Genomic DNA, 26,977 nt, shown 5'->3' with positions numbered 1-26,977 from the left:
CAGCCGCTACCGCCGCCGGTGGAGCAGCCGGCCGTCCAGGACGGTGGCCAGGCAGACCGCCCCGCCGCCGTCCAGCTCCTCGACCGTCCGGGCCGCGAACACGGCGAAGTCCGCCGCCCCGCCGACCGTCAGGGGCCGGTGCAGGGCGGCGGCCAACGGGTCGGCGGTGAGCGGGTCGAGCGGCCCCGGGGCGGTGGCGGTGCCGGGGGCGGCCGGGGCGGTGCGCAGGCCGGAGCGGCCGACCGCCGTGCGGACCGCGGCCCGGGTGAACGGTCCGGTCAGCGCCGTCACGCCGTGGCCGAGCAGCCGTTGCAGCCCGCGCCGGGCGCTGCCGCCCCACTGGCCGTCCGTCAGGCCGTCGGCGGGCGGCAGCGGCTGCTCGCCGATCCCCTCCCGGGGGTCGGGGTGGTAGACGCCCTCCAGCAGCCACGCCCCGTGCCGGTTGAGCAGCCCGGGCACCAGCACCCCGGGCCACTCGCGGACCCGGGCCGGGCTCCCGGCCGCCAGCTCCGCGAAGGGGCCGATCGCGGCGACGGCCGCCCCGTCCACCAGCACCGCGCCGTCGACCAGCACCGCACCGGCGGCGGACGATCCGGCGGCGGACGATCCGGCGGGGGACGTCCCGTCACCCGGGCACAGCAGTTCCGCCCGGTGCAGCGTCAGCATCGGACCGGGGGCGTCAGTTGGTCGCCAGGATGGTCAGTTCGGGGTGCGCGGTGCCGCCCTCGATCGCGGTGGAGGCGATGTGCGAGGCGACCCGCGGGTCGACCGGGTCGTTGGCCGGGTCGTCCAGGACCCGCAGGTGCTCGTAGGTGGTGGAGCGCTGGGCGGGCACCCGGCCGGCGGTGCGGATCAGGTGGATCAGCTCGTGCAGGTTGGAGCGGTGCTTGGCGCCGGCCGCGGAGACCACGTTCTCCTCCAGCATGACCGAGCCGAGGTCGTCCGCGCCGTAGTGCAGCGACAGCTGGCCGGCCTCCTTGCCGGTGGTGAGCCAGGAGCCCTGGATGTGGGCGACGTTGTCGAGGAAGAGCCGCGCGACGGCGATCATCCGCAGGTACTCGAAGACCGTGGCCTGGGTCGAGCCCTTCAGGTGGTTGTTCTGCGGCTGGTAGGTGTAGGGGATGAACGCCCGGAAGCCGCCGGTGCGGTCCTGCACGTCGCGGATCATCCGCAGGTGCTCGATCCGCTCGGCGTTGGTCTCGCCGGTGCCCATCAGCATGGTGGAGGTGGACTCGACGCCCAGGCGGTGCGCGGTCTCCATGATCTCCAGCCAGCGCTCGCCGGACTCCTTGAGCGGCGCGATCGCCTTGCGCGGCCGCTCGGGCAGCAGTTCGGCGCCGGCGCCCGCGAACGAGTCCAGGCCCGCGGCGTGGATGCGGGTGATCGCCTCCTCGACCGTGACGCCGGAGAGCTTCGCCATGTGCTCGACCTCGGAGGCGCCCAGCGAGTGGATCACCAGCTGCGGGAAGGCCGCCTTGATCGCGGCGAAGTTCCGCTCGTAGTACTCGACGCCGTAGTCGGGGTGGTGCCCGCCCTGGAACATGATCTGGGTGCCGCCGAGCTCGACCGTCTCCGCGCAGCGGCGCAGGATCTCGTCGAGGTCCCGCGACCAGCCCTTGTCGCTCTTCGGCGGCACGTAGAACGCGCAGAACTTGCACGCCGTCACGCAGACGTTGGTGTAGTTGATGTTCCGCTCGATGATGTACGTGGCGATGTGCTCGACGCCCGCGTACCGTCGCCGGCGCACCGCGTCGGCCGCCGTGCCGAGCGCGTGCAGCGGGGCCGAGCGGTACAGCTCCAGCGCCTCCTCGGCGGTGATCCGGCCGCCCTCGGCCGCTCGGTCCAGCACGGCCTGCAACTGGGTGGCGGAAAGGTTCTGCTCGGACACCTGGCGGGCCTGCTTTCTGCGTCGGAGGGGCGGACCCGCCCAGCCTACGCCAGCGCATTTCGCCGCCGCCGCAGCCCTCTTCCCGCGCCGCCCCGGGCCCGTCACTGCTTGGCCAGGTCGCCCTCCGGGTCGGTGCCGAGCTGCGCCCCGCTGACCGCCAGGTGCAGTCCGCCGCCGTCGAGCAGGGTGTAGCGCTGCTTCTCGGGCACGCCGGTGCAGGCGCTGTCGTTGCCGTCCGGGCGCTCCTGGAGCAGCACCTCGCGGTCGGTGGCGGAGAGCAGGGTGAGCACGCCCCGGCAGACGGTGCTGTCGAACGCGGAGGCGTTGCTGGTGCGCCCGACATCCTCGCCGACCCGGCCCGCGGTGAAGGTCACGGTGAAGGTGGACGGCAGCGGGACGATCTTGGTGGTGATGGTGCCCTTGAAGGTGCCGAGGAACGCGCCGGGCAGCGCCGCGCCGCCGCCCGGGGCCGGTGACCCCGTCCCGCTCGCGCTCGCCTCCGCGCCCGTGCTCGCGGCGGTGCTCGGGCTCGCCGTACCGCTGCCGCTCGGGCCCGCGCTCGCCCGGGGCGTTCCGCCGCCGCTCGCGCGGGGGGTGCCGCCGCCCGCCGTCCCGGTGGCGGCGTCCTGCCCGGGCGAGGGGCTGCCGCCGGGGTCGGCCGACGTCCAGGGCAGGTTGCCGCTGGCGGCCAGTCCGCCGTAGGCCGCGGCGGCCAGCACCGCGACCGCCACCGGCACCGCCCACCGCGCCCGGGCCCGCCGCGCGCGCTCGCCTGCCCGGTCCCGTCCGGGTTCCGGGGCCGGTCCGGTCGGGCGCCGGCCGCCGTCGAGCACGGTCGGCATCCGGTCGACGGCCACCGCGCCGGTCGGGCCGCTGTCGCCCTCCAGGTCGAGGAGTTCGACCGCGGCCCGGCCGACCGCGGCGGCCAGCGGGCCGGGCAGCCAGCCCTCGGGGCCGTCCGCGGCGGCGGGGGCGAGCCGGGCCCGCAGCGCGGCGGGGGTGGGGCGCAGCGCCGGGTCCTTGGCCAGGCAGGCGGTCACGACCGCGCGCAACTCGCCGTCCAGGCCGCCGAGTTCCGGCTCCTCGTGGAGCACCCGGTAGAGCAGGACGGCGGCGCTGACGCCCTCGCCGAACGGGGCGGTGCCGGTGGCGGCGAAGGCCAGCAGGGCGCCGAGCGAGAAGACGTCGGCGGGCGGTCCGGTGGGTGCGCCGGCGGCCTGTTCGGGCGACATGAAGCCGGGCGAGCCGACCACGTAGCCGCTGTGGGTGACGGCGGAGGCGGCGTCCAGCGCGCGGGTCACCCCGAAGTCGATCAGCCGGGGCCCGTCCAGGGTGAGCAGCACGTTGGACGGCTTGACGTCCCGGTGCACCAGGCCGAGGGCGTGCACCTGCTCCAGGGCCTCGGCGAGCCGGGCGCCGAGCGCGTGCACCGAGGGGACGGGGAGCGGGCCGGCCGTGCGGACGGCCTCGCCGAGCGCGGGGCCGGCCACGTAGCCGGTGGCGAGCCAGGGGCGGGGGCCCTCGGTGTCGGCGTCCAGCACCGGGGCGGTCCAGCGCCCGCCGACCCGGCGGGCGGCCGAGACCTCCTGGCGGAACCTGGCCCGGAACTCGGGGTCGTCGGCCAGTTCGGGGCGCACCACCTTGACCGCGACGGTCCGCCCGCCCGCGGTCCGGCCCAGGTAGACCCGGCCCATGCCGCCGGCGCCGAGCCGGCGCAGCAGCCGGTAGTCGCCGATCGCCGTCGGGTCGTCCGCCGTCAGCAGTTCCATGCCCGTCCCCCTCACGCCGCCGGGGCGGCGCCCGGCCCGGCCGTCCGCATCATCCCAGGACGGCCGCCGACCGGGAACGCCGAACCGCCCGGGCCGCGGCTCGGGCCACGGACGCCGAACCGCCCGGTCGCGGCTCAGGCCACCGCGGGCGCGGTCTCCAGCAGCCGGATCGGCACGTCGGGGGCGAAGCCGCTGTCGGCGGCGACCCGGCGGGCGAACTCGGCGATGCCGGCCAGCTGGCGCTCGCCGAGCGAGAAGTCGAGCGCCTCGGAGAAGTAGGTCTCCAGCAGCGGGGCGTCGAACTCCTCCCAGCGGGCGGCCTGCTCGGCGACCTTGCCGGCCTCGGCCAGCGAGAGGTCGCGGGACTCCAGGAAGGCCCGGTGGACGGCGGCGGTCAGCGCGGGGTGCCGCTCGGCGTACTCGCGGCGGGCGGCCCAGACCGCGAAGACGAACGGCAGGCCGGTCCACTCCTTCCACATCGCGCCGAGGTCGTGCACGGCCAGCCCCTGCCGGGGGGCCTGCTCCAGCGAGGCGCGCAGCGCGGGGTCGCCGATCAGGACGGCCGCGTCGGCGTCGGCCAGCATCGCGTCCAGGTCGGGCGGGCAGGAGAAGTACTCGGGCCGCACCCCCTCGCGCTCCTCCAGCAGCAGCCGGGCCAGCCGCACCGAGGTGCGGCTGGTGGAGCCGAGCGCGACCCGGCGGCCGTCCAGCTCGGCCAGCGGGACCTTGCTGACGATCACGCAGGACATCACCGGGCCGTCGCTGCCCACCGCGATGTCCGGCAGCACCACCAGCCGGTCGGCGTTGCGCAGGTACTCCACGCAGGTGATCGGGCCGATGTCGAGGGCGCCGGCCACCAGCCGGTCGCTCAGCTTCTCCGGAGTGTCCTTGCTCAGGTCGAGATCGAGCAGGTTGCCCGTGCGCGCGAGACCCCAGTAGAGGGGAAGACAGTTGAGGAACTGGATATGCCCGACCCGCGGCCTGACCGCGGTCTCCGGCCGTTCGGCATCCCTACTGCTCACCGTGTGCTCCCTTGCGGTTGGTGCCCTCCCGGCAGGGTATGCCCGCTGATCGGGACGGTTCGCACCCGGTGTCCGACACACCGTCCGACACCGCTGTTCACCCCTGGTCGGGGCAGCCACCGCGTGCTACCGTTCCCCTCAGTTGCAGTTTGATTCCCCTTGCAGTACTTGGAGCCTGCGGAGCATGTAACCGCAGGCTTTTTGTAATTTTTCAGCAGTATCAGGCATCAATTGACTTTGATTGAAGCACTGTGCGAAAAACTCCGGACTCGTCCGGAGGCAGGGCGATCAGCGCAGCGGACCCGGGCGCCACAAGGTGTGGTGTCCACAACGTCCCTCGCAAGGAGAACGGTATGGCGACCGGAACCGTCAAGTGGTTCAACGCCGAGAAGGGCTTCGGCTTCATCGCCCAGGAGGGCGGCGGCCCCGACGTCTTCGTCCACTACTCCGCCATCAACGCGAGCGGTTTCCGCTCGCTGGAGGAGAACCAGGCGGTCAACTTCGACGTCACCCAGGGCCCCAAGGGCCCGCAGGCGGAGAACGTCACCCCCGTCTGAGACGGGATCTCCCAATTGATCGCTCACGGCCCCTCGGGTCCGTACGAGTAGTAGTTCCCAAGGAGGCCCGCTGCCGGCGGGCCTCCTGCCTTTTCGCACTTCCCCCGCATTTCCCCATTCCGCCCGAATTTCTCCCCCGTGCCCGTTTCGGCCCCCCGCCCGGACCCGGCCCCGCCCGGACCGGCCCCCTCCGCTTCGGCCCCCGCCCGGACCGGCCCCCTCCGCTTCGGCCCCCGCCCGGAGCGGACCCGCCCGGAGCCGCCGACCGCCGCCGGGAGATCATCGGTGCATGCACCGCCTGCGATCCGCCCGCCGCGCCCTCGACCGCTCACTCGGCCGGATCGGCATCGACACCTACCTCCTGCTGCTGCTCGGCACCGTCCTGCTGGCCACCCTGCTGCCCGCCCGCGGCGCCGCCGCCACCGCCGTCACCCACGGGGTCTCGCTCGCCGTCGCCCTGCTGTTCTTCCTGTACGGCGCCCGGCTCTCCCCGCAGGAGGCCCTGGCCGGGGCCCGGCACTGGCGGCTGCACCTGCTGATCCTCGGCTGCACCTTCGTCCTGTTCCCGCTGCTCGGCGAGGCCACCCGGCTGCTGCCGGACGCGGTGCTGCCGCCGCAGCTGTTCACCGGCGTGCTCTTCCTCACCCTGCTGCCGTCCACCGTGCAGTCCTCGATCGCGTTCACCTCGGTCGCCGGCGGCAACGTCGCGGCCGCGATCTGCGCCGCCACCTTCTCCAGCCTGCTCGGCATCGTGCTCACCCCGCTGCTGGCCACCTGGCTGCTCACCGGCGCCTCCGGCGTCACCGTGGACGGCGGCCAGGTGCTCGACATCGTCCTGCACCTGCTCGTCCCGTTCGCCCTCGGCCAACTGCTGCGCCGCCGGGTCGGCCCGTGGATCGCCCGGCACCGGCTGGTCACCACGGTGGTGGACCGCGGCTCGATCCTGCTGATCGTCTACAGCGCCTTCAGCGAGGGCGTCCGCGAGGGCATCTGGAGCCGGGTCACCGCCGGACAGCTGCTCTGGCTGGCCGCGATCTCCCTGGCCCTCCTCCTCACCGTCCTCGCCTTCACCCGCCTGGCCTCCCGCCGCCTCGGCTTCTCCCGCCCGGACGGCATCACCATCCAGTTCTGCGGCTCCAAAAAGTCCCTGGCCAACGGCCTCCCCCTGGCCACCATCCTGTTCCCGGCCTCCGCGGTCGGGCTGACGGTGCTCCCGCTGATGCTCTTCCACCAGCTCCAGCTCATGGTCTGCACGGTGCTCGCCCAACGCTGGTCCCGCCGGACCTGACGCCGCCCGGCCCGCCGTGCGGCCGCCGTCACCCCAGCGGTGTGCGGTGCAGGCCAATCAGCAGCCGCCACACCCGCCCCGCGACGGTGGCCGGGGGTTCGGCGACCAGGCCGTGCAGCCAGTCCGCCAGCACGCCGGTGAAGGTGCCCGCCACCGCGGCGGCGACCAGTGGGGCGTCCGGTGCGCCGGCCAACTCCCGTTCCGTCCGGCTGCGTTCCCGCAGTTCGTGGTGGAGCACGGGACCCAGCGGGCCGCCGCCGCCCGGGGCCAGCAGTTCCCGGTAGAGGCCGCGGTGGGTGTCCGCCCGGTCGAAGAACTCCACCAGCGCGGACGGCGGGGCCGCCGGGTCCGCGACGCCCCGCCAGGCGTGCAGCGCGTCCACCGCGTCCCGGACCACTCCCGCGCAGGCGTCCACGGCCAGCGCCGACAGGTCGGGGTAGTGCAGGTAGAACGTCGCCCGGCCGACCCCCGCCCGGCGGGCCACGGCCGCCACCGCCAGCTCCGCCAGCGGGCGGTCCGCGCACTCCGCCAGCAGCGCGGCCCGCAGCTTCGCCCTGGTCCGTTCCGCCCGCGGGTCGCCCTGCGCGCTCACCCCGCCACCAGCACCGCGGCCAGCGCCACCGCGCCCGGCAGGGCCTGTGCCGGCAGGATGCGCCGGTTGGCCGTCAGGCCGCCGTACCCGCCCGCCACCACCACGCAGACCAGGAAGAAGACCCGCACCCGGAAGCCGGTCGGGTCGTCCGCCAGCAGGCCCCAGACCAGGCCGGCCGCCAGGAACCCGTTGTACAGGCCCTGGTTGGCCGCCAACGGGGCCGTCCGCCGGGCCAGTTCCGGGTCGAACCCGGACAGCGACCGCCCCGGCGCCCGCTCCCACAGGAACATCTCCAGCACCAGGATGTACCCGTGCAACAGGGCCACCGCCCCCACCAGCACCGCCGCCGCGACCTCCATGGCCACTCCCCATCCTAGACAGGTGTCCAGGATATCCGGACACTCGTCCAGAAACCAGCCGTCCCCGCCGCACTCCCACCATGCCGTCCGGGCGACCTCCCCCTCCCGGACCAGCCGCAGACCCGGGTCGCCGCTGACGGCGCCGACGCTCAGAAGCCGGACGTGTCCACCCGCAGCCCGAACGGCTCCGGCAGTTCGACCGGCGCCCCGAACGGCAGCGGCCCCACCGCCCGGGTGTACCCCAGCGCACCCGGCTCCGAGAACAGCGTGCACGCCCGGTCCCGACGGTCGATCAGCAGGTAGAGCGGCGCCCCGTACTCGGCGTACCGGCGCCGCTTCACCACCCGGTCGGTGTCGCCGTTCGAGTCCGACGTCACCTCGACCACGAGCAGCGTCTGATCGGGCAGCAGGGCACCACTGCCCTTGGCCAGCGACGCGGGTACCACTGCCACGTCCGGGATGTACCAGTTGCTGGAGCCCGGTAGATCGAGGTCGCCCGCGCCCATCACGCAGTCGAGCTCGAAAACCTTGGCGGTCAACTGCCTCCGCAGGTGACTGGCGACCGACTCGTGGTCCCACCCCGGTGCCATCGGCTCGATGATCCCTTCCACGATCTGGACGCGGTCGCCCGTGTGGTGCTGGATCGCGTACTTCAAGGCCCGTTCCGGATCGACGGCGTCGTACGACCGCTCGCTGGGCAGCGCGCTCATCGCCCCTCCTTCGTCGGCTCCACGCTACCGACCGCCCCGGCCCGCCCCAAGCGGTCTCACTCCAATGAGCGAAGGCCCGCACCCCGGGGGGTGCGGGCCTTCGTGCCGGTCCGGTCGCGGGCCGGTCGGGTACCGGTCGCGGGGCGGTCGCGGGTCAGGCGGCGACGGGCTCGTCGACGGCCTGGGCCGGGACGGTGGCCGGGCGGTCGGCGGCGAGCAGATCGCCGGTGGGGGTGTTGTAGGCGGCGAGGTCGAGCGTCTTCTCGCGGGCGGAGACCAGGATCGGGACGACGACCTGTCCGGCCACGTTGGTGGCGGTGCGCATCATGTCGAGGATCGGGTCGATCGCCAGCAGCAGGCCGACGCCCTCCAGCGGGAGGCCCAGGGTGGAGAGGGTCAGGGTGAGCATCACGATCGCGCCGGTGAGGCCGGCGGTGGCCGCGGAGCCGATCACCGAGACGAAGGCGATCAGCAGGTAGTCCTTGACGCCGAGGTCGATGCCGTACACCTGGGCGACGAAGATCGCGGCGAGCGACGGGTAGATCGCGGCGCAGCCGTCCATCTTGGTGGTGGCGCCGAACGGCACCGCGAAGGAGGCGTACTCGGACGGGACGCCGAGGCGCTCGGTGACCCGGCGGGTGACCGGCAGGGTGCCGACCGAGGAGCGGGAGACGAAGGCCAGCTGGATGGCGGGCCAGGCGCCCTTGAAGAAGTTCAGCGGGTTGAGGCCGCCGACGAAGCGCAGCAGCAGCGAGTAGACGCCGAACAGGACGATCGCGCAGCCGACGTAGACGTCGATGGTGAGGGTGGAGAAGGGCTTGAGCAGGTCCCAGCCGTAGACGGCGACGGACTTGCCGATCAGGCCGAGGGTGCCGAGCGGGGCGAGCCGGATGACCCACCACAGGGCGGTCTGGACGAGTTCGAGGACGGACTCGGAGAGCTTGCGGACCGGCTCGGCCTTGTCGCCGAGCTTGAGGACGGCCGCGCCGACGACCACGCCGAGGAAGACGATCTGGAGGACGTTCACCTTCAGGAAGGCGTCGGCGATGTTGGTCGGGATGATGCCGGTCAGGAAGTCGATCCAGGTGCCGCCCTTCTCCACGCCCTTGAGGCCCTGGGTGGAGAGGTTCGCGCCCTTGCCGGGGTCGGTGAGCAGGCCGAGGCCGAGGCCGACGGCGACCGCGATCAGCGAGGTGGCGAGGAACCAGAACAGGGTGCGGGCGGCGAGGCGGGCCGCGTTGGTGACGTTCCGCAGGTTGGCGACCGAGACGATGATCGCGGTGAAGACCAGCGGCGGGACGGCCAGCTTGAGCAGCTGGACGAAGGTCTTGCCGATGGTGTCCAGGGTGGTGGTCAGCCAGCTGACGTCGCCGGCGCGGGCGATCCAGCCGAGCAGCAGGCCGAGGACGAGGCCGCTGACGATCTGGACCCAGAAGGGGGTGCGGCGGAGGCGTCCCAGCAGGGTGGGCTCGGGCGCGGGCGCGGTGGACATGGGTCTGCGACTCCGGGGGGAAGTGGGGCGGGGTGGGGGGCGGAGGCGGCGGCACGGCGGACGCGGGGGCCGGGCGGGGAGACCCGGTGGCCGACAGCTGAGGTGTCGGGCGCGTCAGGAGCGGCGTGCCGCCCGCATACAGCCGCCGGAGCGACAGCGGCGCGGGCCGTCCACGGCACCGGGCAGACGCGGGCAGCGCGGCACGAGCGGGGTGCTCGTCCCGGCCCGGTGCGCGGCGTCTGCGGTGGTCATGACCGGCACATTAGCAACAAACCTTTGAGATGTTCAAAGTACTTGTTTGAGATCGTTCTCGAACCACCCTTCCCTGACAGGCCGTCAGCCCGACCGGCGGCTTTGACGCCCTTCCGGTTATACGTATAACTTGAGGCGACGCCCCGCCGCCGGAAGGACACCCATGGGCTACGCCGCACTGCTCCGCGCCCCGCACGTCACCCGGCTGCTGCTCGGCACCCTGCTCGGCCGGCTCCCCGCCGGCATGACCGCCCTGGTCATCGCGCTCGCCCTGCGCGAGGCCGGCACCCCGTACAGCCGGATCGGCCTGGCCACCGCCGCGTACGCGATCGCCGCCGCCGTCGGCGGGCCCGTCCTCGGCCGGATCGTCGACCTCACCGGGCAGCCCCGCGTCCTGCTCGCCTCCGCCGTCCTGGCCGGCACCGGCTACGCGCTGCTCGCCCTCGCCCCCGGCTCCGCCCTCGCCGCCCCGCTCGGCGCGGCGGTCGCCGGGCTCTGCATGCCCCCGCTCGAACCCTGCCTGCGCTCGCTCTGGCCGGACGTCGTCGCCCCCGAACAGCTCGACACCGCCTACGCCTTCGACTCCGCCTCCCAGCAGGTGCTGTACGTCGCCGGGCCGCTCGCCGTGGCCGGGATCGCCGGCGCCCTCTCCCCCACCGCCGCGCTCTGGACCGCCGCCGTGCTCGGCCTGCTCGGCGCCCTGGTGGTGGCCGGCTCCGCCCCCGCCCGGGCCTGGCAGGCCCCGCCGCGCGAGGCCTCCGCCGGGCTGCTCGGGCCGCTGCGCTCCCCCGGACTGGTCCTGCTGCTGCTCGGCCTGGCCGGCGCCGGCTGGGCGGTCGGCGCGCAGAACGTGCTGTTCATCGCGTACGCCGAACAGCACCCCGGCGGCCTGCCCGGCGGCGCGGGCACCCTGCTCGCGCTGGCCGCCCTGGCCGGGCTGCTCGGCGCGCTGGCCTACGGCGGCGCCCGCTGGAAGGCCGACACCGCGACCCGCACCTGGGTGCTCGCCCTCGGCATGGCCGCCTGCTACCTGCCGCTGCTCCTCCTGCCCGGCCCGTGGCCGATGGCCGCGTTGGCCTTCGTCTCCGGCCTGGGCCTGGCCCCGCTGCTGGCCGCCGCCTTCGTGCTGGTCGCCGAACTCGCCCCCGCCGGCACCGTCACCGAGGCGTTCGCCTGGCTGGTCACCCTGTTCGCCACCGGCAACGCGGCCGGCTACGCGGTCTCCGGCGCCCTGGTCGACACCTCCCTGCACGCCGTCGCCCTGTGCTCCGCGGGCGGCATCACCCTCGGCGGCCTGCTGCTGCTCGCCGCCCGCACCCGGCTGCGCCCCGCCGCCCCGGCCCCCGTCCCCGCCCTGACCTGAACCCCGCCCGGGCCGGGCCCGCCCACCCCGTCCGGGCCCCGCAAACCGTTCGCCCGCGCCGCCCCGGCCCTGCTTGGATGCGCCCCATGACGAGTTTCGACCTGCCCGCCGGCCACAGCCTCTCCACCGACCCCGCCCGCCTCGACCGGGAGGCCGTGCACCGCTGGCTCTCCGAGGGCGCCTACTGGGCGCTCGGCCGCCCCCGCGAGAAGCAGGAGCGGGCCATCGAGAACTCGCTCAACTTCGGCCTGTACGAGGACGCTTCGGGTGCCCAGGTCGGCTACGCCCGGGTGGTCACCGACCACACCACCTTCGCCTGGCTGTGCGACGTGTACATCGACCCGCGGGCCCGCGGCCGGGGCCTGGGCACCGCGCTGGCCGCCGCCGTCCGCGACGAACTCGCCGACCGCGGCCTGCGCCGCCTGATGCTCGCCACCCGGGACGCGCACGAGGTGTACGCCAAGGTCGGCTTCGCGCCGCTGTCGGTGCCGGAGAAGTGGATGATCCTCGGCGAGCAGTAGCCGCCCGGCCCGGCCCCCGGTCAGGACGCTCAGGCCGCCGCGGTGGAGCCGCGCACCACCAGCGTGGTCGCCAACGGCTCGACCGGCGGCGGCAGTTCGCCGTCCAGTAGGGCCGTCAGGGCGGCCAGCCCGGCCCGGCCCAGCCGCTCGCCCGGCAGGTCGACCGTGGTCAGCGGCGGGCTGAGCAGCTCCGCCACCGGGATGTTGTCCATGCCGACCACCGACAGGTCGTCCGGGACGCGCAGCCCCAGCTCCGCCGCCGCCCGGTACAGCCCGGACGCCACCACGTCGTCGTCGCAGACCACCGCGCGCGGCCGCCCCGGCCCGTCCAGCAGCTCCCGGGCCGCCCGGGCCGCCTCCCGGCTGCCCTCGTTCAGGCTCACCGCCAGCTCCCGCACCTCCAGGTGCGCCGAGGCCGCCGCGAACGCCGCCTGCCGGACCCGGAAGGTGTACGCCGAGTGCACCGAGCGGAGGTAGCCGATCCGCCGGTGGCCCAGCCCCGCCAGGTGGTCGACCGCCGCCCGCATGCCCGCCGCCAGGTCCAGCTCCAGGGTCGGCCGGCCCGGGTGGGCGGCCGGGTCGGCGTCCAGGAAGACCGCCGCGGTGTCCGCGGGCAGCGGGCCCAGCTGCTCGTCGTCCGGCGAGCACACCAGCAGCCCGTCGAACCGCCCGGCCGCGGCCGCCTCGGCCAGCGTCGCCGCGTCCCAGCCGCTGGAGACCACCACCGCCAGGCCGTGCCGGGCCGCCTCCTCGTGCACGCCGGTCAGCACCCGGCCGAAGAACGGCCCCAGCAGGTTCGGCACCGCCAGCAGCACCATCCCGCTGCGCCCCAGCCGCAGTTGGCGCCCGGCGGCCTGCGGGCGGTAGCCCAGCTCCCGGGCCGCGGCGTGGATGCGCGCGCTGGTCGCCACCGAGACCCGCTGCCCGGCGCTGCCGGAGAACACCAGCGAGACGGTCGCCTGCGAGACCCCCGCCAGCCGGGCCACGTCCCGGCCGGTCGGGCGCCGCCGCGAGCCCTCGCCGCCCGGGCTGCCCGCCAACGCGGTCAGCCGGCCTGCGCCTGCCCGGACGCGGCCGCCCGGGCCGCGTCGTCCGCCGCGTCCTCCGCGGAGTCCCGCACCGCCGCCCGGGACTTGCGCGCCTCGATCCGCTCCGCGATCTGCGCGGACATCTCGTCGCGCTGCTTGCTCAGCACCACGTAGCTGATCGCCGAGGAGGCGACCGCGGCCAGCACGAACAGCAGCAGCACGCCCATCGCCCCGACCACCGGGATCACCTCGAAGTGGCCCAGGATCAGCGCGACCAGCAGGCAGGCCAGGAAGATGCTCGCCCGCAGGGAGGTGTAGCGGAGCGTGGCGTGGTTCTTGCTGCTCACCGGGTTCGTCCTTCGCTGCCGGGTCGCGCCGCCGAGCGCGCGGGAGTCATGGCCCTCCCAGTGAAGCACGACCTCACACCGCTCAGGTGCGCAGGTCGAGCCACATCGTCACGTCGTCCCGGTCGTCGCCCGGGGCGACCCGGATCGCCCCCGGCACCCGGCCCACCTCGACGTATCCGCCGCGCCCGTAGAACTCCTCCAGCCCGTGCCCGCCGCGCAGGGTCAGCCGCAGCCCGGCCAGGCCCCACTCCCGGGCCACCCGCTCCGCCTCCGCCAGCAGCTGCGCGCCGTAGCCGCGCCCCTGGAACTCCGGGTGCACCATGACCCGCTTCAGCATCCGCCAGTGGTCCATCAGGTCGAAGCGCATGTCCGCGAAGAACAGCACCGCCGCGACCCGGCCGCCCGGCTCGTACCCGACCAGCAGCCGGTCCGCGTCCAGCGCCCCGAACTGCCGCTCCGCGACCGGGCGGACCTGCGCGGCCTCGACCGGGGGCACGAAGCCCACCGCGCCGCCGGCGTTGGAGACCTCCGTCCACAGCGCGGTGATCTCCTCCCGCAGCGCGGGCGTCGGTTCGGGGTCCAGCACGAATCGCAGGCTCATGCGGCCAGCCTAGGCACCCGCGGCGGCGGCCCGGCCGGGGCCCCGCAGCGCGAGGCAGCAGCCGACCGCCACCGCGCACAGGCCGCCCGCCGCGTACCAGGTGCCGTCGTAGTCGCCGAAGCCGTCCCGGGCCAGTCCGGCCAGGCCCGCGACGACCGCGGCGCCGACCTGGTGGGCGGCCAGCACCCAGCCGAAGACGATCGGGGCGTCCGCGCCGAAGTGGCGGCGGCAGAGGGCGACGGTGGGCGGGACGGTGGCGACCCAGTCGAGGCCGTAGAAGACCACGAAGGCCAGGATCGGCGGACGCAGGCTCTGTCCGAACAGGGCGGGCAGGAAGGCCAGCGAGAGCCCGCGCAGCGCGTAGTAGGTGATCAGCAGCCGGGTGGAGTCGAAGCGGTCGGTGAACCAGCCGCTGGCGACCGTCCCGGCGATGTCGAAGACGCCGATCAGGGCGAGCAGCGAGGCGCCGGTGGTGACGGGCATGCCGTGGTCGTGGGCGGCCGGGATGAAGTGGGTGCCGACCAGGCCGACGGTGGTGGCGCCGCAGATCGCGAACGACCCGGCGAGCAGCCAGAACGCCCGGGCGCGGGCGGCCGTGCGCAGCACCCGCAGCGAGCGGGCGACCGCCGAGCCGTCGACGGCCGGGGGCGGCGGCGCGGTCGTCGCGCCGTAGGGCAACTGGCCGACGTCCGCGGGCCGTTCGCGCATCAGCAGCAGCACGGGGACGGCCACCGCGGTGGCGCACAGCGAGACCACCACGACCGCGGTGCGCCAGCCCTGGTGCTCGACGAGCGCGGCGAGCAGCGGCATGAAGACCAGGTTCCCGGCCGCGCCGGCGGCGGTGAGGACGCCGGTGACCAGGCCCTGCCGGGCCTCGAACCAGCGTCCGGAGACGGTGGTGGCGAAGGCCCCGGCCATCGAGCCGCTGCCGAGCCCGACCAGCACGCCCCAGCACAGGACCAGCTGCCAGGGGTGGGTCATCAGCATGGTGAGGCCGGCGCCGGTGGCGATGGTGAGCAGCGCGCAGACCACCACCAGGCGGACGCCGAAGCGGTCCATCAGGGCGGCGGCGAACGGCGCGGTGAGGCCGTAGAGGGCGAGGTTGACCGAGACCGCGCTGGAGATGGTGGCGCGGGACCAGCCGAACTCGTCGTGCAGGGCGTCCATCATCAGGCTGGGCGTGGAGCGGAACCCGGCCGAGCCGATCAGCACGACCAGCGAGACGGCGACCACGATCCAGCCGTAGTGGACGCGGGGGGTGCGGCGGGACGGTTCGGGGCCCGCGGCGGGGCCTGCGGCGGGGCCCGCGGCCGGTTCGGGGGCCGGTTCGGTGCTGAGTTCCAGTTCCTTCACCCGTCCGAGTCTCCCGGTCCGGCCCCGCCGCGACGACGGGTCCGGCTGCCACGAATGCCCGAATTCCTGACAGCCGGGGGCGGTTCAGTGCCCGCCGGCCACCGCCCCGCCGTCGGGGACCCGGCGCAGGTTGCGGATCGGCGGGCTGAGCAGCAGCGTCGAGGCGACGGCCAGGGTGACGACGCCGCCGATCAGGTACACCCGGGTCGCGCCGAGGGCGTTGACGGCCGGGCCGGCCAGCGCGGAGCCGAGCGGGAACATGCAGACGGAGCCCGCCACCTCGTACGCGTGGATCCGGTTGAGCACCTCGCCGGGGACCTGGGTCTGCACGCTGGTGGCCCACATGACGCCCCAGAAGCTGATGCCGATGCCGGAGACCAGCTGGGCGGTGCCGAGCAGCGGCCAGGGCAGGCCGGCCGCGAACGCGAACTGCTGGGCGGCGAAGGCGAACAGGGCGACCGCGCCGGCCGCGAGCGGGCGGACCGGCTTGACCCGGATCGCCAGCAGGCCGCCGATCACGGTGCCCGCGCCGAACATGCCGTTGATCAGGCCGTAGACGGTGCCGCCCTCGCGCTCGATGATCTGGCCGGCCACCACCGGGCCGAGCGGGCCCCAGGAGAGCACGGTGAAGACCATCCAGATCAGGATGACGCCCCACATCCAGCTGCGGGACCAGAACTCGTGCCAGCCGCCCACCAGGTTGCGCCACAGGCTGTCGCCGGGCGGCGGGGCCGGGACGGGGCCCAGCCGCAGGGCGAGCAGGCAGGAGGCGCTGACCGCGTACATCACGGCGGCGATCACCATCACCCAGCCGGTGGAGGCGGCGGCCAGCAGGCCGGCCAGCGGCGGGCCGACCAGGGTGGTGAGCGCCTCGGAGATCCGCAGCACGCCGTTGGCGCCCTGCACGTCGGTGGAGACCAGCGGGACGGTGGAGGCCGCGCCGGGCTGGAACATCGCGGCGGCGGTGCCGGCCAGCGCGAGCAGCAGGTAGAGCTGCCAGAGCTGGTCGAAGCCGCGGAAGAAGAGCACCGCGAGCAGGATGCGGGTGGTGAGGTTGAGCAGGTCGGCGAAGATCATCAGCCGCCGGGCGGTGAACCGGTCGGCGAGCACCCCGCCGAACAGCACCAGCCCGGCGAACGGTCCGAGCAGGAAGGCCATCGCGAAGCCGACCGTGGAGGTCGAGTGGTGGGCGGCGATCAGGCCGGCCGAGACGGCGACCGGGAGCATCGCGTCGCTGAGCAGTCCGGCCGAGCGGGCGGTGAAGTAGAGGCGGAAGTTGCCCGACCAGATGGCGGGCGGTCTCACTGCGCTGACCTGCGGGGTGGGAGCGGTGTGCAGTTCGGGTGCGGTCACATCCCACAGTTTTGGTGTAGACCACTGCCGGTTTCCAGCGATTTCCGGTCACGATGCGGCGTCTGCCCGCCGCGTGACCGTACGACGGCCCGCCGTGCGCACCCCGAGCACGGCACGGCGGTCCGCCGTCCGGTCGGCGTCCGGGCCCTGAAGCCGTGACGCCCGGGCGGCCCGATCTCGCCGAGGTTCCGGACGGGGACGGCCAACGACCCCCTGAGTGTCGGCACCGCCCGGTCTCCCTCGGCGTCCCCTCGCAACGGGCGCCGCACCCAAGAGTGATCAGTCGGATACGTCACGTCAATGGGTTGTCCGAAATTCAGACGGGATCGTCCGGGGCGCGGGCCGCGCGCGACCGGCGCGCGGGGGCCGCCCCGGCGGGCGCCCGGCGCGCTGCGGCACCGCGCGCCACGGCACCGCGCACCGCCTGACCGCCTGACCATCCTGCTCGATCGCCCCGCCCCGCCGCCCGGTTCAGCGCGCCGAGGCCACCGGGGCGGCCGGCTGGACGGCCAGCGGGCAGCCCGCCGCGTCCGGGCCGCCGATCTCGCACCACACCCGCTTCCCGGAGCCGTCCGGGTACCAGCCCCAGCGCTCGCAGAGCAGTTCGACCAGCTCCAGGCCGCGCCCGTTGGTGGCGTCCTGGTCGGGCCCGGCGTGCCGCGGCGCGGGGGCGGTGCGGCTGCTGTCGGCGACCTCCACCCGGACGGTGGCCGGCCCGGCCGCCGGGCCGGCCGGCAGCAGCAGTCTGAGCACCGCCGGGCGGCCGGTGTGCACCACCGCGTTGGTGACCAGCTCGGAGACCACCAGCACCAGCGTCTCGGCCACCGGGGAGTCCTGGTCGATCCCGCCCGCCCGCAGCCGGTCGCGGACCCACCGCCGGGCCCGCGACACCTCCGCCGGGTCCGCCTGGACCGCCAGCTGTACCTGGAGTACCTGCACCGTTCCACCACCCGCACTAGGTATTCGGCCCGCTTGATCCCGCCGCTCCGGTCGGCCGCTCGGAGCGGAGGTCACCGACCAGGACTGCCCATGGCATCGACACGAATACGCCCCAGAATGATTCCGCGACCGGGTCGCAGCAAGAGCTTCGGGCATATTCCAGCGTTCGGGGGACGGCTCGGTGCATACTGTCCCGCTCACCCTGCCGGGCTTCGCACGACCGGACGGCGGCACCGCCCGCACGGGCATGCCCGACCGTACCGCCGACGGCGCCCCGACACGGGGGGCGCCACGTGCGAACCACCCTTCCTACAAATGTCCAACGGCACTCGAACGCCGCCGGGCGCGCGGGAGCTGACCGCGGCGGACGGAAGCGGGCTGGGGCGGGCCGGGGCGGACGGGGAGCTGAGCGGGCGTCAGGCGCGGCCCGCGGTCAGGCGAACACCACCGTGCGGGTGCCGTTCAGCAGCACCCGGCGCTCGCTGTGCCACTTCACGGCGCGGGCCAGCGCCTGGCACTCGACGTCCCGGCCGAGCGCCACCAACTGCTCGGGGGTGACGTCGTGGGTGACCCGGGCGACCTCCTGCTCGATGATCGGGCCCTCGTCCAGGTCGGCGGTGACGTAGTGCGCGGTCGCGCCGATCAGCTTCACGCCCCGGGCGTGCGCCTGGTGGTAGGGCTTGGCGCCCTTGAAGCTCGGCAGGAAGGAGTGGTGGATGTTGATGACCCGTCCGGACAGCGCCTTGCACAGGTCGTCCGAGAGCACCTGCATGTAGCGGGCCAGCACCACCAGGTCGACCCGCTCCTCGTCGACCAGGTCGAGCAGCCGCTGCTCGGCCGCCGCCTTGGTGTCCCCGGTCACCGGGACGTGGTGGAAGGGGATGCCGTAGGACTCGGTCAGCTCGCGGAAGTCGGTGTGGTTGGAGACCACGCCGGCGATCTCCACCGGCAGCGCGCCGATCCGGGTGCGGAACAGCAGGTCGTTCAGGCAGTGCCCGAACTTGGAGACCATCAGCAGCACCCGCATCCGCTCGGCGGAGGCGTGGATCTGCCACTCCATCCGGAACGAGGCGCCGATCGCCGCGAAGCTCGCCCGGAGCTTCTCCGCGGTCACCGGCTGCTCGGCGGAGAAGTGCACCCGCATGAAGAACAGCCCGGTGCCCGCGTCGCCGAACTGCTGGCTGTCGATGATGTTGCAACCCGTCATGAACAGGTAGCTGGAGACCGCGTGCACGATGCCCTGCTTGTCGGGACAGGACAGCGTCAGGACGTACTGGGAGCGGGCGGTCTCTTCCATCGTGCGGGGCCCCGTTTCTCGGCTCGGGTGGGTGACGGCGACGGCCCAGCCTGGCACAGATCGCCCCGGCACGTGGACGCCGACCGGCATCCGGGACCGCCCGGTCAGCCCGCCGTCAGCGCGCCGGGCGGTCAGCGCGCGGTCAGCCGCCGGAGCTCCGCCAGCGAGCAGGGCGGCAGGCCCGGGTCCTCGCCGTCGCCGGCGGCCAGCCGGTGGTGCGCCTCGCGGGCCGCCCGCACCGCCTCCGGCCAGTCCGGGTGGCCCAGGTAGGCCGCGGCCGGGGCGTCCGCGCCGACCTGGTGCACGATCCGCAGCACCCGCAGCACCGCGCCGTCCACCGCGACCGCCTCGGCGGAGTCCCGGAAGATCGAGCCGACGTACTTCTCCGCCGACCAGCGGTCCAGCCAGGTGTCCTCGACCAGCCGGTACACGGCGTCGGTGACGTCGCCGTACCCACCGGAGCCGTCCAGCCAGGCCGCCCGCTGGAAGACCGGGTCGGAGAACATGTGCAGCGCCGAGCGGATCCGGGCCCGCCAGCGCCACCAGGGCAGATCACTCAGAGGCATGCCGCCCATCGTGCTGGAGCGGCCGCCCGTTCGAGAAGTGTTTCGGGCAGACCGGTGCGGAGAATCGATGCTGTCGGACACGGGAGCCGATCGTACGTTCCCGACCGGGCCCGGCTCCACACCCGCCCCCACCGGGGCCTGCGCCACCCCCTCCGCGTGCGCGGCCGGGCGGGGGCGCTCCGTGTTACTCCCGCGTTGGCGGTCCGTTCACGCCGCGTCCCTCCCGGCGTGCCCGGTGGCCACCACCCTTGATCCGCCGAGCCTGCGCAACGGAGCACGGGACCACCCGCAGCAGCACGTCCAGGGAGGAAAGAGCGTCATGACGCGGAACGGAACCCCCCACCCGCCCCCCGCCGTCAGCGGACGCCGCCGCTCCACCGCCGCCCTGGCGGCCTCGGCCGCGCTGCTGCCCGCCCTGCTCGCCGCCTCCGCCTGCGGCGGACCCGCCGCCGCCGACGCCGCCGGCCAGGACGTCACCGTGATGACCTGGGCCCCGGCCGACACCGGCGCCGCCGACCGCCCCGGGATGACCGCGCTCGCCGAGGCCGTCGGCCGCGAACTCAACGACCACGGCGGCCTGGCCGGCCGCCGGGTCCGCGTCCTGACCTGCAACGAGCACGACACCACCGACGGCGCCACCGCCTGCGCCGAACAGGCCGTCGACGCCCGCGCGGTCGCCGTGGTCGGCTCCGCCAGCCAGTACGGCAGCACCTTCATGCCGGTCCTCGAACAGGCCGGCATCCCGTTCGTCGGCGGCTACGGCCTCTCCGGCCCCGAGTTCAGCAGCCCGCTCTCCTACCCGGTCAACGGCGGCCTGCCCGCCCTGGTCGCGGGCAGCGGACGCCAGCTGGTCGAGGCCGGCTGCAAGCAGATCGCGCTGATCCGCCCGGACACCCGGGCCGGCGACGGACTGGTCAACCACCTCGGCGGCGCGGTCGGACGGGCCGGGATCAAGGTGGTCGACATCAAGGCGCCCGAGAAGTCCAACGACTACTCGCAGGAGGCCCGCCGGGCCATCGGCGACGACCGGCCCGGCAACTGCCTGCTCTCCGCGCTCGGCGCCGAGCCCACCGCGAACCTGCTCGACCCGTACCGCCGCGCCAACCCGAAGAACACCCAGCTCGCCTCCGTCATCGGCTCCTTCCAGCAGTCCGTGGTCGACTCCACCGGCGGCGACAACGGCCCGCTGCGCGGCGCGTACGCCACCAGCTGGTTCCCCGCCGAGTCCTCCGCCGTCTGGGACGGCCTGCGCGCCACCGTCCGCGGCTACGGCAACGGCGCCACCATCGACGTCGCCGACCCCGGCGTGCAGACCACCTGGGTCGCCTACGAGGTGCTCCGCCAGGCCGCCGACCGGATCGGCCCGGGGAAGCCGCTCACCCCCAAGGCCCTCCAGGTGGTCCTCGACAGCGGCGACCCGATCGACACCGCCGGCGCCACCCCGCCGCTCAGCTGGGGCGTCGCCGACATGCTGCCCAGCGCCGACTCCCCCCGGCTGGTGAACACCTCGGTCACCTTCCAGCGGGTCCAGAACGGCCGCCTGACCGAGCAGCACCAGGGCTTCACCGACGTCCGCTGGGTGCTCACCGGGGACACGCCCCCGGCGTAGCGCGCCGGGCGGGACACGCCGGAGGGCCGGACCGGGGACTCCCCCGCTCCGGCCCTCCCCGGTGCTCCGGCCCCGCCGGGGCTCAGAGCTCGCCGGCGCTCTTGTTCGGCAGCCCGGTCTTCCCGGCGATCGCGCCCCACAGCTCCGCGGCCTGCTTCTTCGCCGTGGTGGCGGTGCCGCTCGCCGCGTCGCCGTTGCGGAGGTGGTCGTTGTCCTTGGCCTTGGCCGGGTCGCAGCCGCCGGTCAGGTCGCCCGCCCACTGCGCGTACTCGGAGTCGGCGGTGGCGGACGCCTGCCAGGCCTGCTGGAGCTGGGTGACCAGCTTCGCGCCGTCGGTCAGCTTGTCGACCTTCAGGGCGCCGAGCTTGGTGAGCAGGTCCTGCCGCTGCCCCGCGGCAGCGGTCAGCGCGGCCTGCGAGTCCGGCAGGTTCTGGCACTTGCCGACCGCGGCGACCGCGTTGACCACCGAGGTGCGGCTGGAGCTGGCGGTGCCGAGCAGGTCCGACATGGCCTGCGCCTGGGCCTTCGCCTCGGGGGTGACCCCGGCGTCGCCGCCGTTCGCGCTGGGGGCGACGCTCTGGGCGGCCGAGGCCCCGCTCTTCGCGGTGTCCTTCGGCGTGTCGTCCCCGCCGCCGGCCAGCACGCCGACCAGCACCGCGACCAGCGCGACGCCGGCCACGCCCGCGCCGATCAGGACCTTCGGGTTCGGCTTGCGGCGGCCGCCGTCCCCGGCGGGCTGCGGCGGGGCGTACGCCGGCTGCGGGGCGCCGTAGCCGCCGTTCCCGCCGTAGGAGGGCTGCGGGGCGTACGCCTGCTGCTGCGGGGCGCCCTGGCCGCCGAAGGTCGCGTCGGAGTAGCCCGGCTGCGGCTGCTGCGGGTAGCCCGGCGGGGGCCGCCGACGGCCGGGCCGCCGGCCGGGTAGGGCGGCAGGTACTGGGTGGCGCCCTCGTCGCCCGCCGGGGCCTGCGGGGCCGCCTGGGCCTGCTGCCCGGGCGCGCCCCAGTACTCGGGGCTGCCGCTCTGGCCCAGCGGCGGCGCGGACTGCTGCTGCGGGACGGGGGTCTGCGGGGGTGCGGGCGGTTGCGGCTGGGCGTACGGGGGCTGCGCGGCGGCCTGCGCCGGACTGCCCTGGCCGTCTGCGGCGGGCTCCGGGCGGAACAGGTCGTCCAGATTGAACTCGCCGGAGTTGGGATACGAGCGGCGCTGGCTCAACGCGATTCCTCACCTGTGCACGGCACCGGGTTCCCGGGCCTTTCGGTTGCCCCGCCGGATTGCTGACGGCGGACCACAACTGCGAGGCCACGGTACCGGTTCACCGGCACAGGTGACTACGTGGGCTGCTGTTCTGTGCTGTCACTTCACGTTCCGCGGCCCGCCGGGGCGGGCCCGGGGCGCGGGCCGCGCTACGCGGCCTCCCCGTCCATCCGGGCGTGGAACTCCCGCACCGCCCGGTGGCCGCGGTACGGCTCCAGCCTGGTGCGGAAGTCGTCCAGGTACTCCACGCCCCGGTTGGAGCGCAGCCCGCTGAGCAGCCGGACCGCCTCGGTGCCGGTCTCGCAGGCGCGCTCCAGGTCCCGTTGCTGGAGCTGGGCGGTGGCGAGCAGGACCAGGTCGACGGCGCGGCGGCGGACCCGGTGCGCGGGGTGCAGTTCGAGCGCGGTGCGGGCGTAGTGCTCGGCCCGCTCGCCCTGCTGGAGGTCCCGGTGGCAGTGCGCCAACTCGTCGGCCAGGTACGCCTCGTCGAAGTGCACGATCCAGTCGGGGTCGTCGGCGGGGTTGCGCCGCTCCATCGCGGCCAGCGCCTTGGCGGCGACGCTCTCGCAGGCGTACGCGTCGCCCAGCAGGGCGTGGCCGCGGGCCTCGGCGGCGTAGAACATCGCCATCGCGGTCGGGGTGGCCACCGTGCGGGCGCCCTCCTGGGCGGCGCGGGCGAGTTGGGCGATCTCCCGGGGGTTGCCGAGGGTCGCCGCGAGGTGGCTCATCGAGGCGGCCAGCACGTAGCCGCCGTAGCCGCGGTCGTCGGCGGCCTGGGCGAGGCGCAGCGCCTGGATGTAGTACCGCTGGGCGAGGCCGGGCTGGCCGGTGTCGACCGCCATGTAGCCGGCCAGTTCGGTCAGCCGGGCGACCGCGCCGAAGAGTTGACGGCCCGTCTCGTCCCGGTAGGAGCCGCCGAGGAAGCCGGAGACCACGCTGTTGAGGTAGTGCACCACGACCGGGCGGACGTGGCCGCTGCCGAAGCGGTGGTCGAGGTCGACCAGCATCTGGGTGGTGGCCCGGATCGCCGCGACGTCGGCCAGGCCGACCCGGGTGCCGCCGGTGCGGGCGACCACCGGGTCCGGCGGGGTGATCAGCCAGTCCCGGCTGGGCTCGACCAGGGCGGAGGCGGCGACGGTGGTCCCGGCCAGGAAGTCCCGCTTGCCGACGTCGCTGCGCCACAGCTCGCAGATCTGCTCCAGCGCGGCGCCCAGGCTGGGCGCGAACTGGAGGCCGACGGCGGAGCTGAGGCTCTTGCCGTCGGCCATGCCGATCTCGTCCACGGTCACGCCGCGGCCGAGCTTGCGGCCCAGTGCCTCGGCGATCACCGCGGGCGCCTGCCCGCGTGGTTGTTGCCCGCGCAGCCAGCGGGCGACGGAGGTCTTGTCGTAGCGAAGGTCGAGTCCGTGTTCTGCGCCGCAGAGGTTGACCCGGCGGGCCAGGCCCGCGTTGGAGCAGCCCGCCTCCTGGATCAGCTGCTGCAGACGCTCGTTCGGCTCTCGTGCGACGAGTGGTCTCGCGGCCATGGGATTTTTCCGCCTCCCCAACGCCGTCCGGACCCGACCGGAGGGCGACGACTGTGCAACACCATGCGGAATACCCACGGTGACGTACCCGCTCCCCACGCGCCCGGGTGAATGCCCCTGTGCGCCCCCACTGCGCCCGTTACCGCCCCTGTCCGGCCGAGGGTTTCCGACCAGGATCACCGTCCCGGGTGACAGGGCGCGCCCCGTTCGAAGCGTTCGGCCCCGGGCCGTAACCCGCACTCACGGACGGTAGTTGTGCTGCACGTGGACAACACCCCGGGAGCCCCCGAACCGAACCTGCCGCCGCTGCTGATCGAAGCCGTCCGCTACGCCGAGGACCGGCACTGGGAGGTCGCGCCGGGCGCCTGGCTGCTCGACGGCGACGGCGACGGCCCGGCCCGCTGCTCGTGCGGCGAGGAGCGCTGCGCGCTCCCCGGCGCGCACCCCGTCGGCGACGACTGGCGGGGCCGGGCGAGCGCCGGGCCCGGGGTGGTCCGGAAGTGGTGGACGGAGAACCCGGCGGCCTCGATCCTGCTGCCCACCGGCCGGACGTTCGACGTGCTGGACGTGCCGGAGGTGGCGGGCTGCCTGGCGCTGGCCCGGATGGAGCGGATGGGGCTGCAGCTGGGCCCGGTGGTGGCGGTGCCGGCCGCGCCGGGGCGCAGCGGGCGGCGGCTGCACTTCCTGGTGCTGCCCGGGGTGGTCGGCAAGCTGCCGGACATGCTCCGGCAGATCGGCTGGTCCCCGGACCGCCTCGACCTGGTGGCGCGCGGCGAGGGCGACTGGGTGGTGGCCCCGCCGTCCCGGGTCGGCGGGTACGCGTCCGCGCAGTGGGCCCGACCGCCGTCCGCGCTGAACCGCTGGCTGCCGGACGCGCTGGAGCTGGTCAGCCCGCTCGCGTACGCCTGCGGGCGCGAGGCCGGCGCCCCGCGCTCCGCGCAGCGCCCGGCGGCGGCGGTGCGCTGACCTCCCGAACGTGCCCCCGGCCGATCCGGTGGGGGGCAGCCCGCGCGACACCCCGCGCGGCCCTGGCGGGCCCGGCCTCCCGATCCGGAGGCCGGGCCCGCCGTTCGTGCGCCGCCGGGCCCGCTGTTCGTCCGTCGCGACCGTCCGGAGCGCGATCTTCCGGAACCGGTCGTCATACCCGCAGGTCAACGGGGGAAGCCCACCGATCGGGTGACATCGCTCAAGGATTGGCCGCGGTTGCCGAGGGGATCATCCTCAGCGTCGGCACGGAACGGACGGAGCGGAAGGAGCGGGCGGGCCGAGAGCGCGGGGGGCTGCCGGGAGGGCGTTCGGACGGGGAAGCCGGATGCGGCAGCGGGAGGGAGACCGGGGCGGGAAGAAAGGGGACGGCCGGGCGCGGCCGGGGAGCCGCGCACGACCACCCCGCGACGGGTGGGGACCGGAGGGGGAGCAGGGAGGGACCGGAGGGGAGCAGGGGGAGCGGGAGGGAACGCGCAGGGCCCGGTGTGGGGACACCGGGCCCTGCCCGCCGTGCGCCGTGCCGCGACCCGCGTCGCGCCGTGCGCCCGGCCTTCTGCGCCCGGCCTTCTCGCGCTCCGCTACGTCCTGCGCCCTGCGCGCTACGTCCTACGCCTGGACGACGAACACGTGCGCGGCGATCTCCTTGCCGAGCTCGGCCGCGCTCTCGCCGGTGCCGACCAGCACGCCGCCGGAGGCCGGGGCGACCCGCACCGTCGCCCCCGGGCGGACGCCCGCCCGGCGCAGGGTGCGCATCAGCTCGCCGTCGGTCTGGATCGGCTCGCCGATCCGGCGGACCACCACGTCGGCCCCGTCCGCGCCGTCCGCGGCGGCGACCGTCTCCAGCGTCATCAGCCCGGCGTCGTAGCCCTCGCCCTCGGCCTTGGTGTCGCCGAGCTCGTCCAGGCCCGGGATCGGGTTGCCGTACGGGGACTGCGTCGGGTGGCCGAGCATGGCGAGCACCTTGCGCTCGACCGTCTCGCTCATCACGTGCTCCCAGCGACAGGCCTCCTCGTGGACCTGCTCCCACTCCAGGCCGATCACGTCGACCAGCAGGCACTCGGCGATCCGGTGCTTGCGCATCACCCGGACGGCCAACTTGCGTCCCTCGCCGGTCAGTTCGAGGTGGCGGTCCTCGGCGACCTGGAGCAGCCCGTCCCGCTCCATCCGGCCCACCGTCTGGCTCACCGTCGGGCCGGACTGCTCCAGTCGCTCGGCGATCCGGGCGCGCATCGGGGTGATGCCTTCCTCCTCCAGCTCCAGGATGGTGCGGAGGTACATCTCAGTGGTGTCGATCAGCCCTGACATCGCGCCTGGCTCCGTTCTTCGGTGTCCTCACCGCCAATTCTGACGCATGGGAATGACAACCGGCCGCGCCCGCCCGCTATGCCCGTCCCCTTTCCGCGCCGGTTGACAGCCGGGTCAGGCACGGGCCACCGTGCACGCCGTAGCTTTCTCCACAGTGTGGTCCACACCACTGGGCCACCACCGAGCTCGGACGGAGCAGAGATGAGCGAACTGGTCGGCCGGTACCTGGACGCCGCCGTGGCCCACCTGGAGCGGATTCGCGCCGAGGAGGGGGAGAACATCGAGGCCGCCGCGGAGCTGCTGGCCGAGGCCGTCGAGCACGGCAGGCGGATCTTCACCTACGGCGCCGGGCACTCCTCGCTGGCCGCCCAGGACGTGGTCTACCGGGCCGGCGGCCTGGTGGTGATGAACCTGCTCAACGTGCCCGGGATGACCGGCGTCAACGTGATGCCCGCGCACCTGGGCAGCGCCCTGGAACGGGTCTCCGGGCTGGCCACCACCACGCTCGACCTCACCCCGGCCCGCAGCGGCGACCTGCTGTTCGTGATCTCGCTCTCCGGCCGCCAGGTGATGCCGGTCGAGCTGGCCCAGCACGCCCGCGACCGCGGCCTGAAGGTGATCGGCGTGACCTCGCTGGCCTATCCCGGCGCGGTCACCTCCAACCACCCGTCCGGCACCTACCTCAAGGACAACTGCGACGTGGTGCTGGACAGCAAGATCGGGATCGGCGACGGCGAACTCGACCACCCCGGCGCGGGCGCCCCGTTCGGCTCGGTGTCGACCATCACCACCAGCGCCCTGATGCAGTCGGTCACGGCCGCCGCGATCGCCAAACTCGCCGACCGGGGCATCACCCCGCCGCTGTTCCGCTCCGGCAACGTGGACGGCGGCACCGAGTGGAACAACAAGGTGATCGCCGACAACGCGGACCGGATCTTCTACGCCTGGTGACCCCGCGGGCGGGCCGCCCCACCACCCGGCCCGCCACCCGGCCCGCCA

General features: G+C 74.7%; 27 protein-coding genes. 7 read left to right on the top strand and 20 right to left on the bottom strand.

What is annotated here, in order from left to right; genetic code table 11:
- Positions 1-6: 6 nt before the first annotated feature.
- The 4 genes from QMQ26_RS20690 to QMQ26_RS20675 all read right to left on the bottom strand — a co-directional run bounded on the left by QMQ26_RS20690 (position 7) and on the right by QMQ26_RS20675 (position 4,679).
- Entirely contained in the window at positions 7-666 is a 660-nt protein-coding gene (locus QMQ26_RS20690) for a hypothetical protein (protein WP_282202282.1), read from the bottom strand.
- A gap of 13 nt (positions 667-679) precedes the next feature.
- A complete protein-coding gene (gene mqnC, locus QMQ26_RS20685; RefSeq protein ID WP_100836740.1) occupies positions 680-1,888 on the bottom strand; it encodes a cyclic dehypoxanthinyl futalosine synthase in 1,209 nt (402 codons plus the stop codon).
- 101 nt (positions 1,889-1,989) lie between these two features.
- Positions 1,990-3,657, bottom strand: coding sequence for a serine/threonine-protein kinase (locus QMQ26_RS20680; RefSeq protein ID WP_282202281.1), 1,668 nt, complete (start codon positions 3,655-3,657; stop codon positions 1,990-1,992).
- Positions 3,658-3,791: 134 nt separating this feature from the next.
- Complete coding sequence (locus QMQ26_RS20675; RefSeq protein WP_282202280.1) at positions 3,792-4,679, bottom strand: menaquinone biosynthetic enzyme MqnA/MqnD family protein; 888 nt, start codon at positions 4,677-4,679, stop codon at positions 3,792-3,794.
- A gap of 353 nt (positions 4,680-5,032) precedes the next feature.
- On the opposite strand from QMQ26_RS20675, the gene QMQ26_RS20670 reads away from it, so the two are divergent.
- Both QMQ26_RS20670 and QMQ26_RS20665 read left to right on the top strand, forming a co-directional pair.
- The gene (locus QMQ26_RS20670) at positions 5,033-5,236 is read left to right on the top strand and encodes a cold-shock protein (protein WP_100836743.1); all 204 of its coding nucleotides are present in this window, start codon (positions 5,033-5,035) and stop codon (positions 5,234-5,236) included.
- A gap of 289 nt (positions 5,237-5,525) precedes the next feature.
- Entirely contained in the window at positions 5,526-6,524 is a 999-nt protein-coding gene (locus QMQ26_RS20665) for a bile acid:sodium symporter family protein (RefSeq protein WP_282202279.1), read from the top strand.
- Between the two features lie 28 nt (positions 6,525-6,552).
- Here QMQ26_RS20665 and QMQ26_RS20660 read toward each other — a convergent pair whose 3' ends face one another.
- The 4 genes from QMQ26_RS20660 to QMQ26_RS20645 form a co-directional block, all read right to left on the bottom strand.
- Positions 6,553-7,116: a TetR family transcriptional regulator gene (locus QMQ26_RS20660; protein ID WP_282202278.1), complete on the bottom strand. Its 564-nt coding sequence runs from the start codon at positions 7,114-7,116 to the stop codon at positions 6,553-6,555.
- Positions 7,113-7,475 (bottom strand): DUF1304 domain-containing protein, encoded by a 363-nt coding sequence (locus QMQ26_RS20655; protein ID WP_282202277.1) that lies wholly within the window; start codon positions 7,473-7,475, stop codon positions 7,113-7,115. Before QMQ26_RS20655 ends, QMQ26_RS20660 begins: the two co-directional genes overlap by 4 nt.
- Positions 7,476-7,624: 149 nt before the next feature.
- Positions 7,625-8,185, bottom strand: a complete 561-nt coding sequence (locus QMQ26_RS20650; protein ID WP_100836747.1) for a Uma2 family endonuclease — start codon at positions 8,183-8,185, stop codon at positions 7,625-7,627.
- Between the two features lie 154 nt (positions 8,186-8,339).
- On the bottom strand, positions 8,340-9,677 hold the full coding sequence (locus QMQ26_RS20645) for a dicarboxylate/amino acid:cation symporter (RefSeq protein WP_282202276.1): 1,338 nt from the start codon (positions 9,675-9,677) through the stop codon (positions 8,340-8,342).
- 415 nt (positions 9,678-10,092) lie between these two features.
- On the opposite strand from QMQ26_RS20645, the gene QMQ26_RS20640 reads away from it, so the two are divergent.
- A complete protein-coding gene (locus QMQ26_RS20640) occupies positions 10,093-11,292 on the top strand; it encodes an MFS transporter (RefSeq protein WP_282202275.1) in 1,200 nt (399 codons plus the stop codon).
- Positions 11,293-11,378: 86 nt separating this feature from the next.
- Positions 11,379-11,813 (top strand): GNAT family N-acetyltransferase, encoded by a 435-nt coding sequence (locus tag QMQ26_RS20635; RefSeq protein WP_282202274.1) that lies wholly within the window; start codon positions 11,379-11,381, stop codon positions 11,811-11,813.
- Between the two features lie 29 nt (positions 11,814-11,842).
- On the opposite strand, the gene QMQ26_RS20630 is transcribed toward QMQ26_RS20635, so the two are convergent.
- The 8 genes from QMQ26_RS20630 to QMQ26_RS20595 form a co-directional block, all read right to left on the bottom strand.
- Complete coding sequence (locus tag QMQ26_RS20630) at positions 11,843-12,853, bottom strand: LacI family DNA-binding transcriptional regulator (protein WP_282202273.1); 1,011 nt, start codon at positions 12,851-12,853, stop codon at positions 11,843-11,845.
- A gap of 5 nt (positions 12,854-12,858) precedes the next feature.
- Positions 12,859-13,188 (bottom strand): DUF4229 domain-containing protein, encoded by a 330-nt coding sequence (locus QMQ26_RS20625; RefSeq protein ID WP_282202272.1) that lies wholly within the window; start codon positions 13,186-13,188, stop codon positions 12,859-12,861.
- Positions 13,189-13,270: 82 nt separating this feature from the next.
- A complete protein-coding gene (locus QMQ26_RS20620) occupies positions 13,271-13,789 on the bottom strand; it encodes a GNAT family N-acetyltransferase (protein ID WP_282202271.1) in 519 nt (172 codons plus the stop codon).
- Between the two features lie 9 nt (positions 13,790-13,798).
- Positions 13,799-15,142 (bottom strand): MFS transporter, encoded by a 1,344-nt coding sequence (locus QMQ26_RS20615; protein ID WP_282202270.1) that lies wholly within the window; start codon positions 15,140-15,142, stop codon positions 13,799-13,801.
- An 84-nt stretch (positions 15,143-15,226) separates the two neighbouring features.
- Positions 15,227-16,495 carry an MFS transporter gene (locus tag QMQ26_RS20610; protein WP_282202269.1) on the bottom strand — a complete coding sequence of 423 codons (1,269 nt, stop codon included), beginning with the start codon at positions 16,493-16,495 and terminating at the stop codon, positions 15,227-15,229.
- A 471-nt stretch (positions 16,496-16,966) separates the two neighbouring features.
- Entirely contained in the window at positions 16,967-17,434 is a 468-nt protein-coding gene (locus tag QMQ26_RS20605) for an ATP-binding protein (protein ID WP_100836755.1), read from the bottom strand.
- Positions 17,435-17,867: 433 nt separating this feature from the next.
- Entirely contained in the window at positions 17,868-18,731 is an 864-nt protein-coding gene (purU, locus tag QMQ26_RS20600; RefSeq protein WP_100836756.1) for a formyltetrahydrofolate deformylase, read from the bottom strand.
- Positions 18,732-18,862: 131 nt separating this feature from the next.
- On the bottom strand, positions 18,863-19,297 hold the full coding sequence (locus QMQ26_RS20595; RefSeq protein WP_282202268.1) for an SCO4402 family protein: 435 nt from the start codon (positions 19,295-19,297) through the stop codon (positions 18,863-18,865).
- A gap of 319 nt (positions 19,298-19,616) precedes the next feature.
- On the opposite strand from QMQ26_RS20595, the gene QMQ26_RS20590 reads away from it, so the two are divergent.
- Positions 19,617-20,906: an ABC transporter substrate-binding protein gene (locus QMQ26_RS20590; RefSeq protein ID WP_282202267.1), complete on the top strand. Its 1,290-nt coding sequence runs from the start codon at positions 19,617-19,619 to the stop codon at positions 20,904-20,906.
- 82 nt (positions 20,907-20,988) lie between these two features.
- On the opposite strand, the gene QMQ26_RS20585 is transcribed toward QMQ26_RS20590, so the two are convergent.
- The 3 genes from QMQ26_RS20585 to QMQ26_RS20575 all read right to left on the bottom strand — a co-directional run bounded on the left by QMQ26_RS20585 (position 20,989) and on the right by QMQ26_RS20575 (position 23,686).
- Entirely contained in the window at positions 20,989-21,585 is a 597-nt protein-coding gene (locus QMQ26_RS20585; protein WP_282202266.1) for a hypothetical protein, read from the bottom strand.
- Positions 21,586-21,596: 11 nt separating this feature from the next.
- Positions 21,597-22,118 (bottom strand): hypothetical protein, encoded by a 522-nt coding sequence (locus QMQ26_RS20580; protein ID WP_282202265.1) that lies wholly within the window; start codon positions 22,116-22,118, stop codon positions 21,597-21,599.
- 191 nt (positions 22,119-22,309) lie between these two features.
- Positions 22,310-23,686, bottom strand: a complete 1,377-nt coding sequence (locus QMQ26_RS20575) for a tetratricopeptide repeat protein (protein ID WP_030910841.1) — start codon at positions 23,684-23,686, stop codon at positions 22,310-22,312.
- Between the two features lie 255 nt (positions 23,687-23,941).
- On the opposite strand from QMQ26_RS20575, the gene QMQ26_RS20570 reads away from it, so the two are divergent.
- Complete coding sequence (locus tag QMQ26_RS20570) at positions 23,942-24,652, top strand: bifunctional DNA primase/polymerase (RefSeq protein WP_282202264.1); 711 nt, start codon at positions 23,942-23,944, stop codon at positions 24,650-24,652.
- Between the two features lie 627 nt (positions 24,653-25,279).
- On the opposite strand, the gene QMQ26_RS20565 is transcribed toward QMQ26_RS20570, so the two are convergent.
- Positions 25,280-25,978 carry a metal-dependent transcriptional regulator gene (locus QMQ26_RS20565; protein ID WP_100836761.1) on the bottom strand — a complete coding sequence of 233 codons (699 nt, stop codon included), beginning with the start codon at positions 25,976-25,978 and terminating at the stop codon, positions 25,280-25,282.
- A gap of 201 nt (positions 25,979-26,179) precedes the next feature.
- On the opposite strand from QMQ26_RS20565, the gene QMQ26_RS20560 reads away from it, so the two are divergent.
- Positions 26,180-26,929, top strand: coding sequence for a sugar isomerase domain-containing protein (locus QMQ26_RS20560; RefSeq protein WP_100836762.1), 750 nt, complete (start codon positions 26,180-26,182; stop codon positions 26,927-26,929).
- Positions 26,930-26,977: the final 48 nt, after the last annotated feature.

The sequence above is a fragment of the Kitasatospora fiedleri genome (assembly GCF_948472415.1).
Taxonomy (GTDB): Bacteria; Actinomycetota; Actinomycetes; order Streptomycetales; family Streptomycetaceae; genus Kitasatospora; species Kitasatospora fiedleri.
Note: the sequence above shows the minus strand (reverse complement) of the source record. Positions and strands in the feature narration are given on the sequence as shown.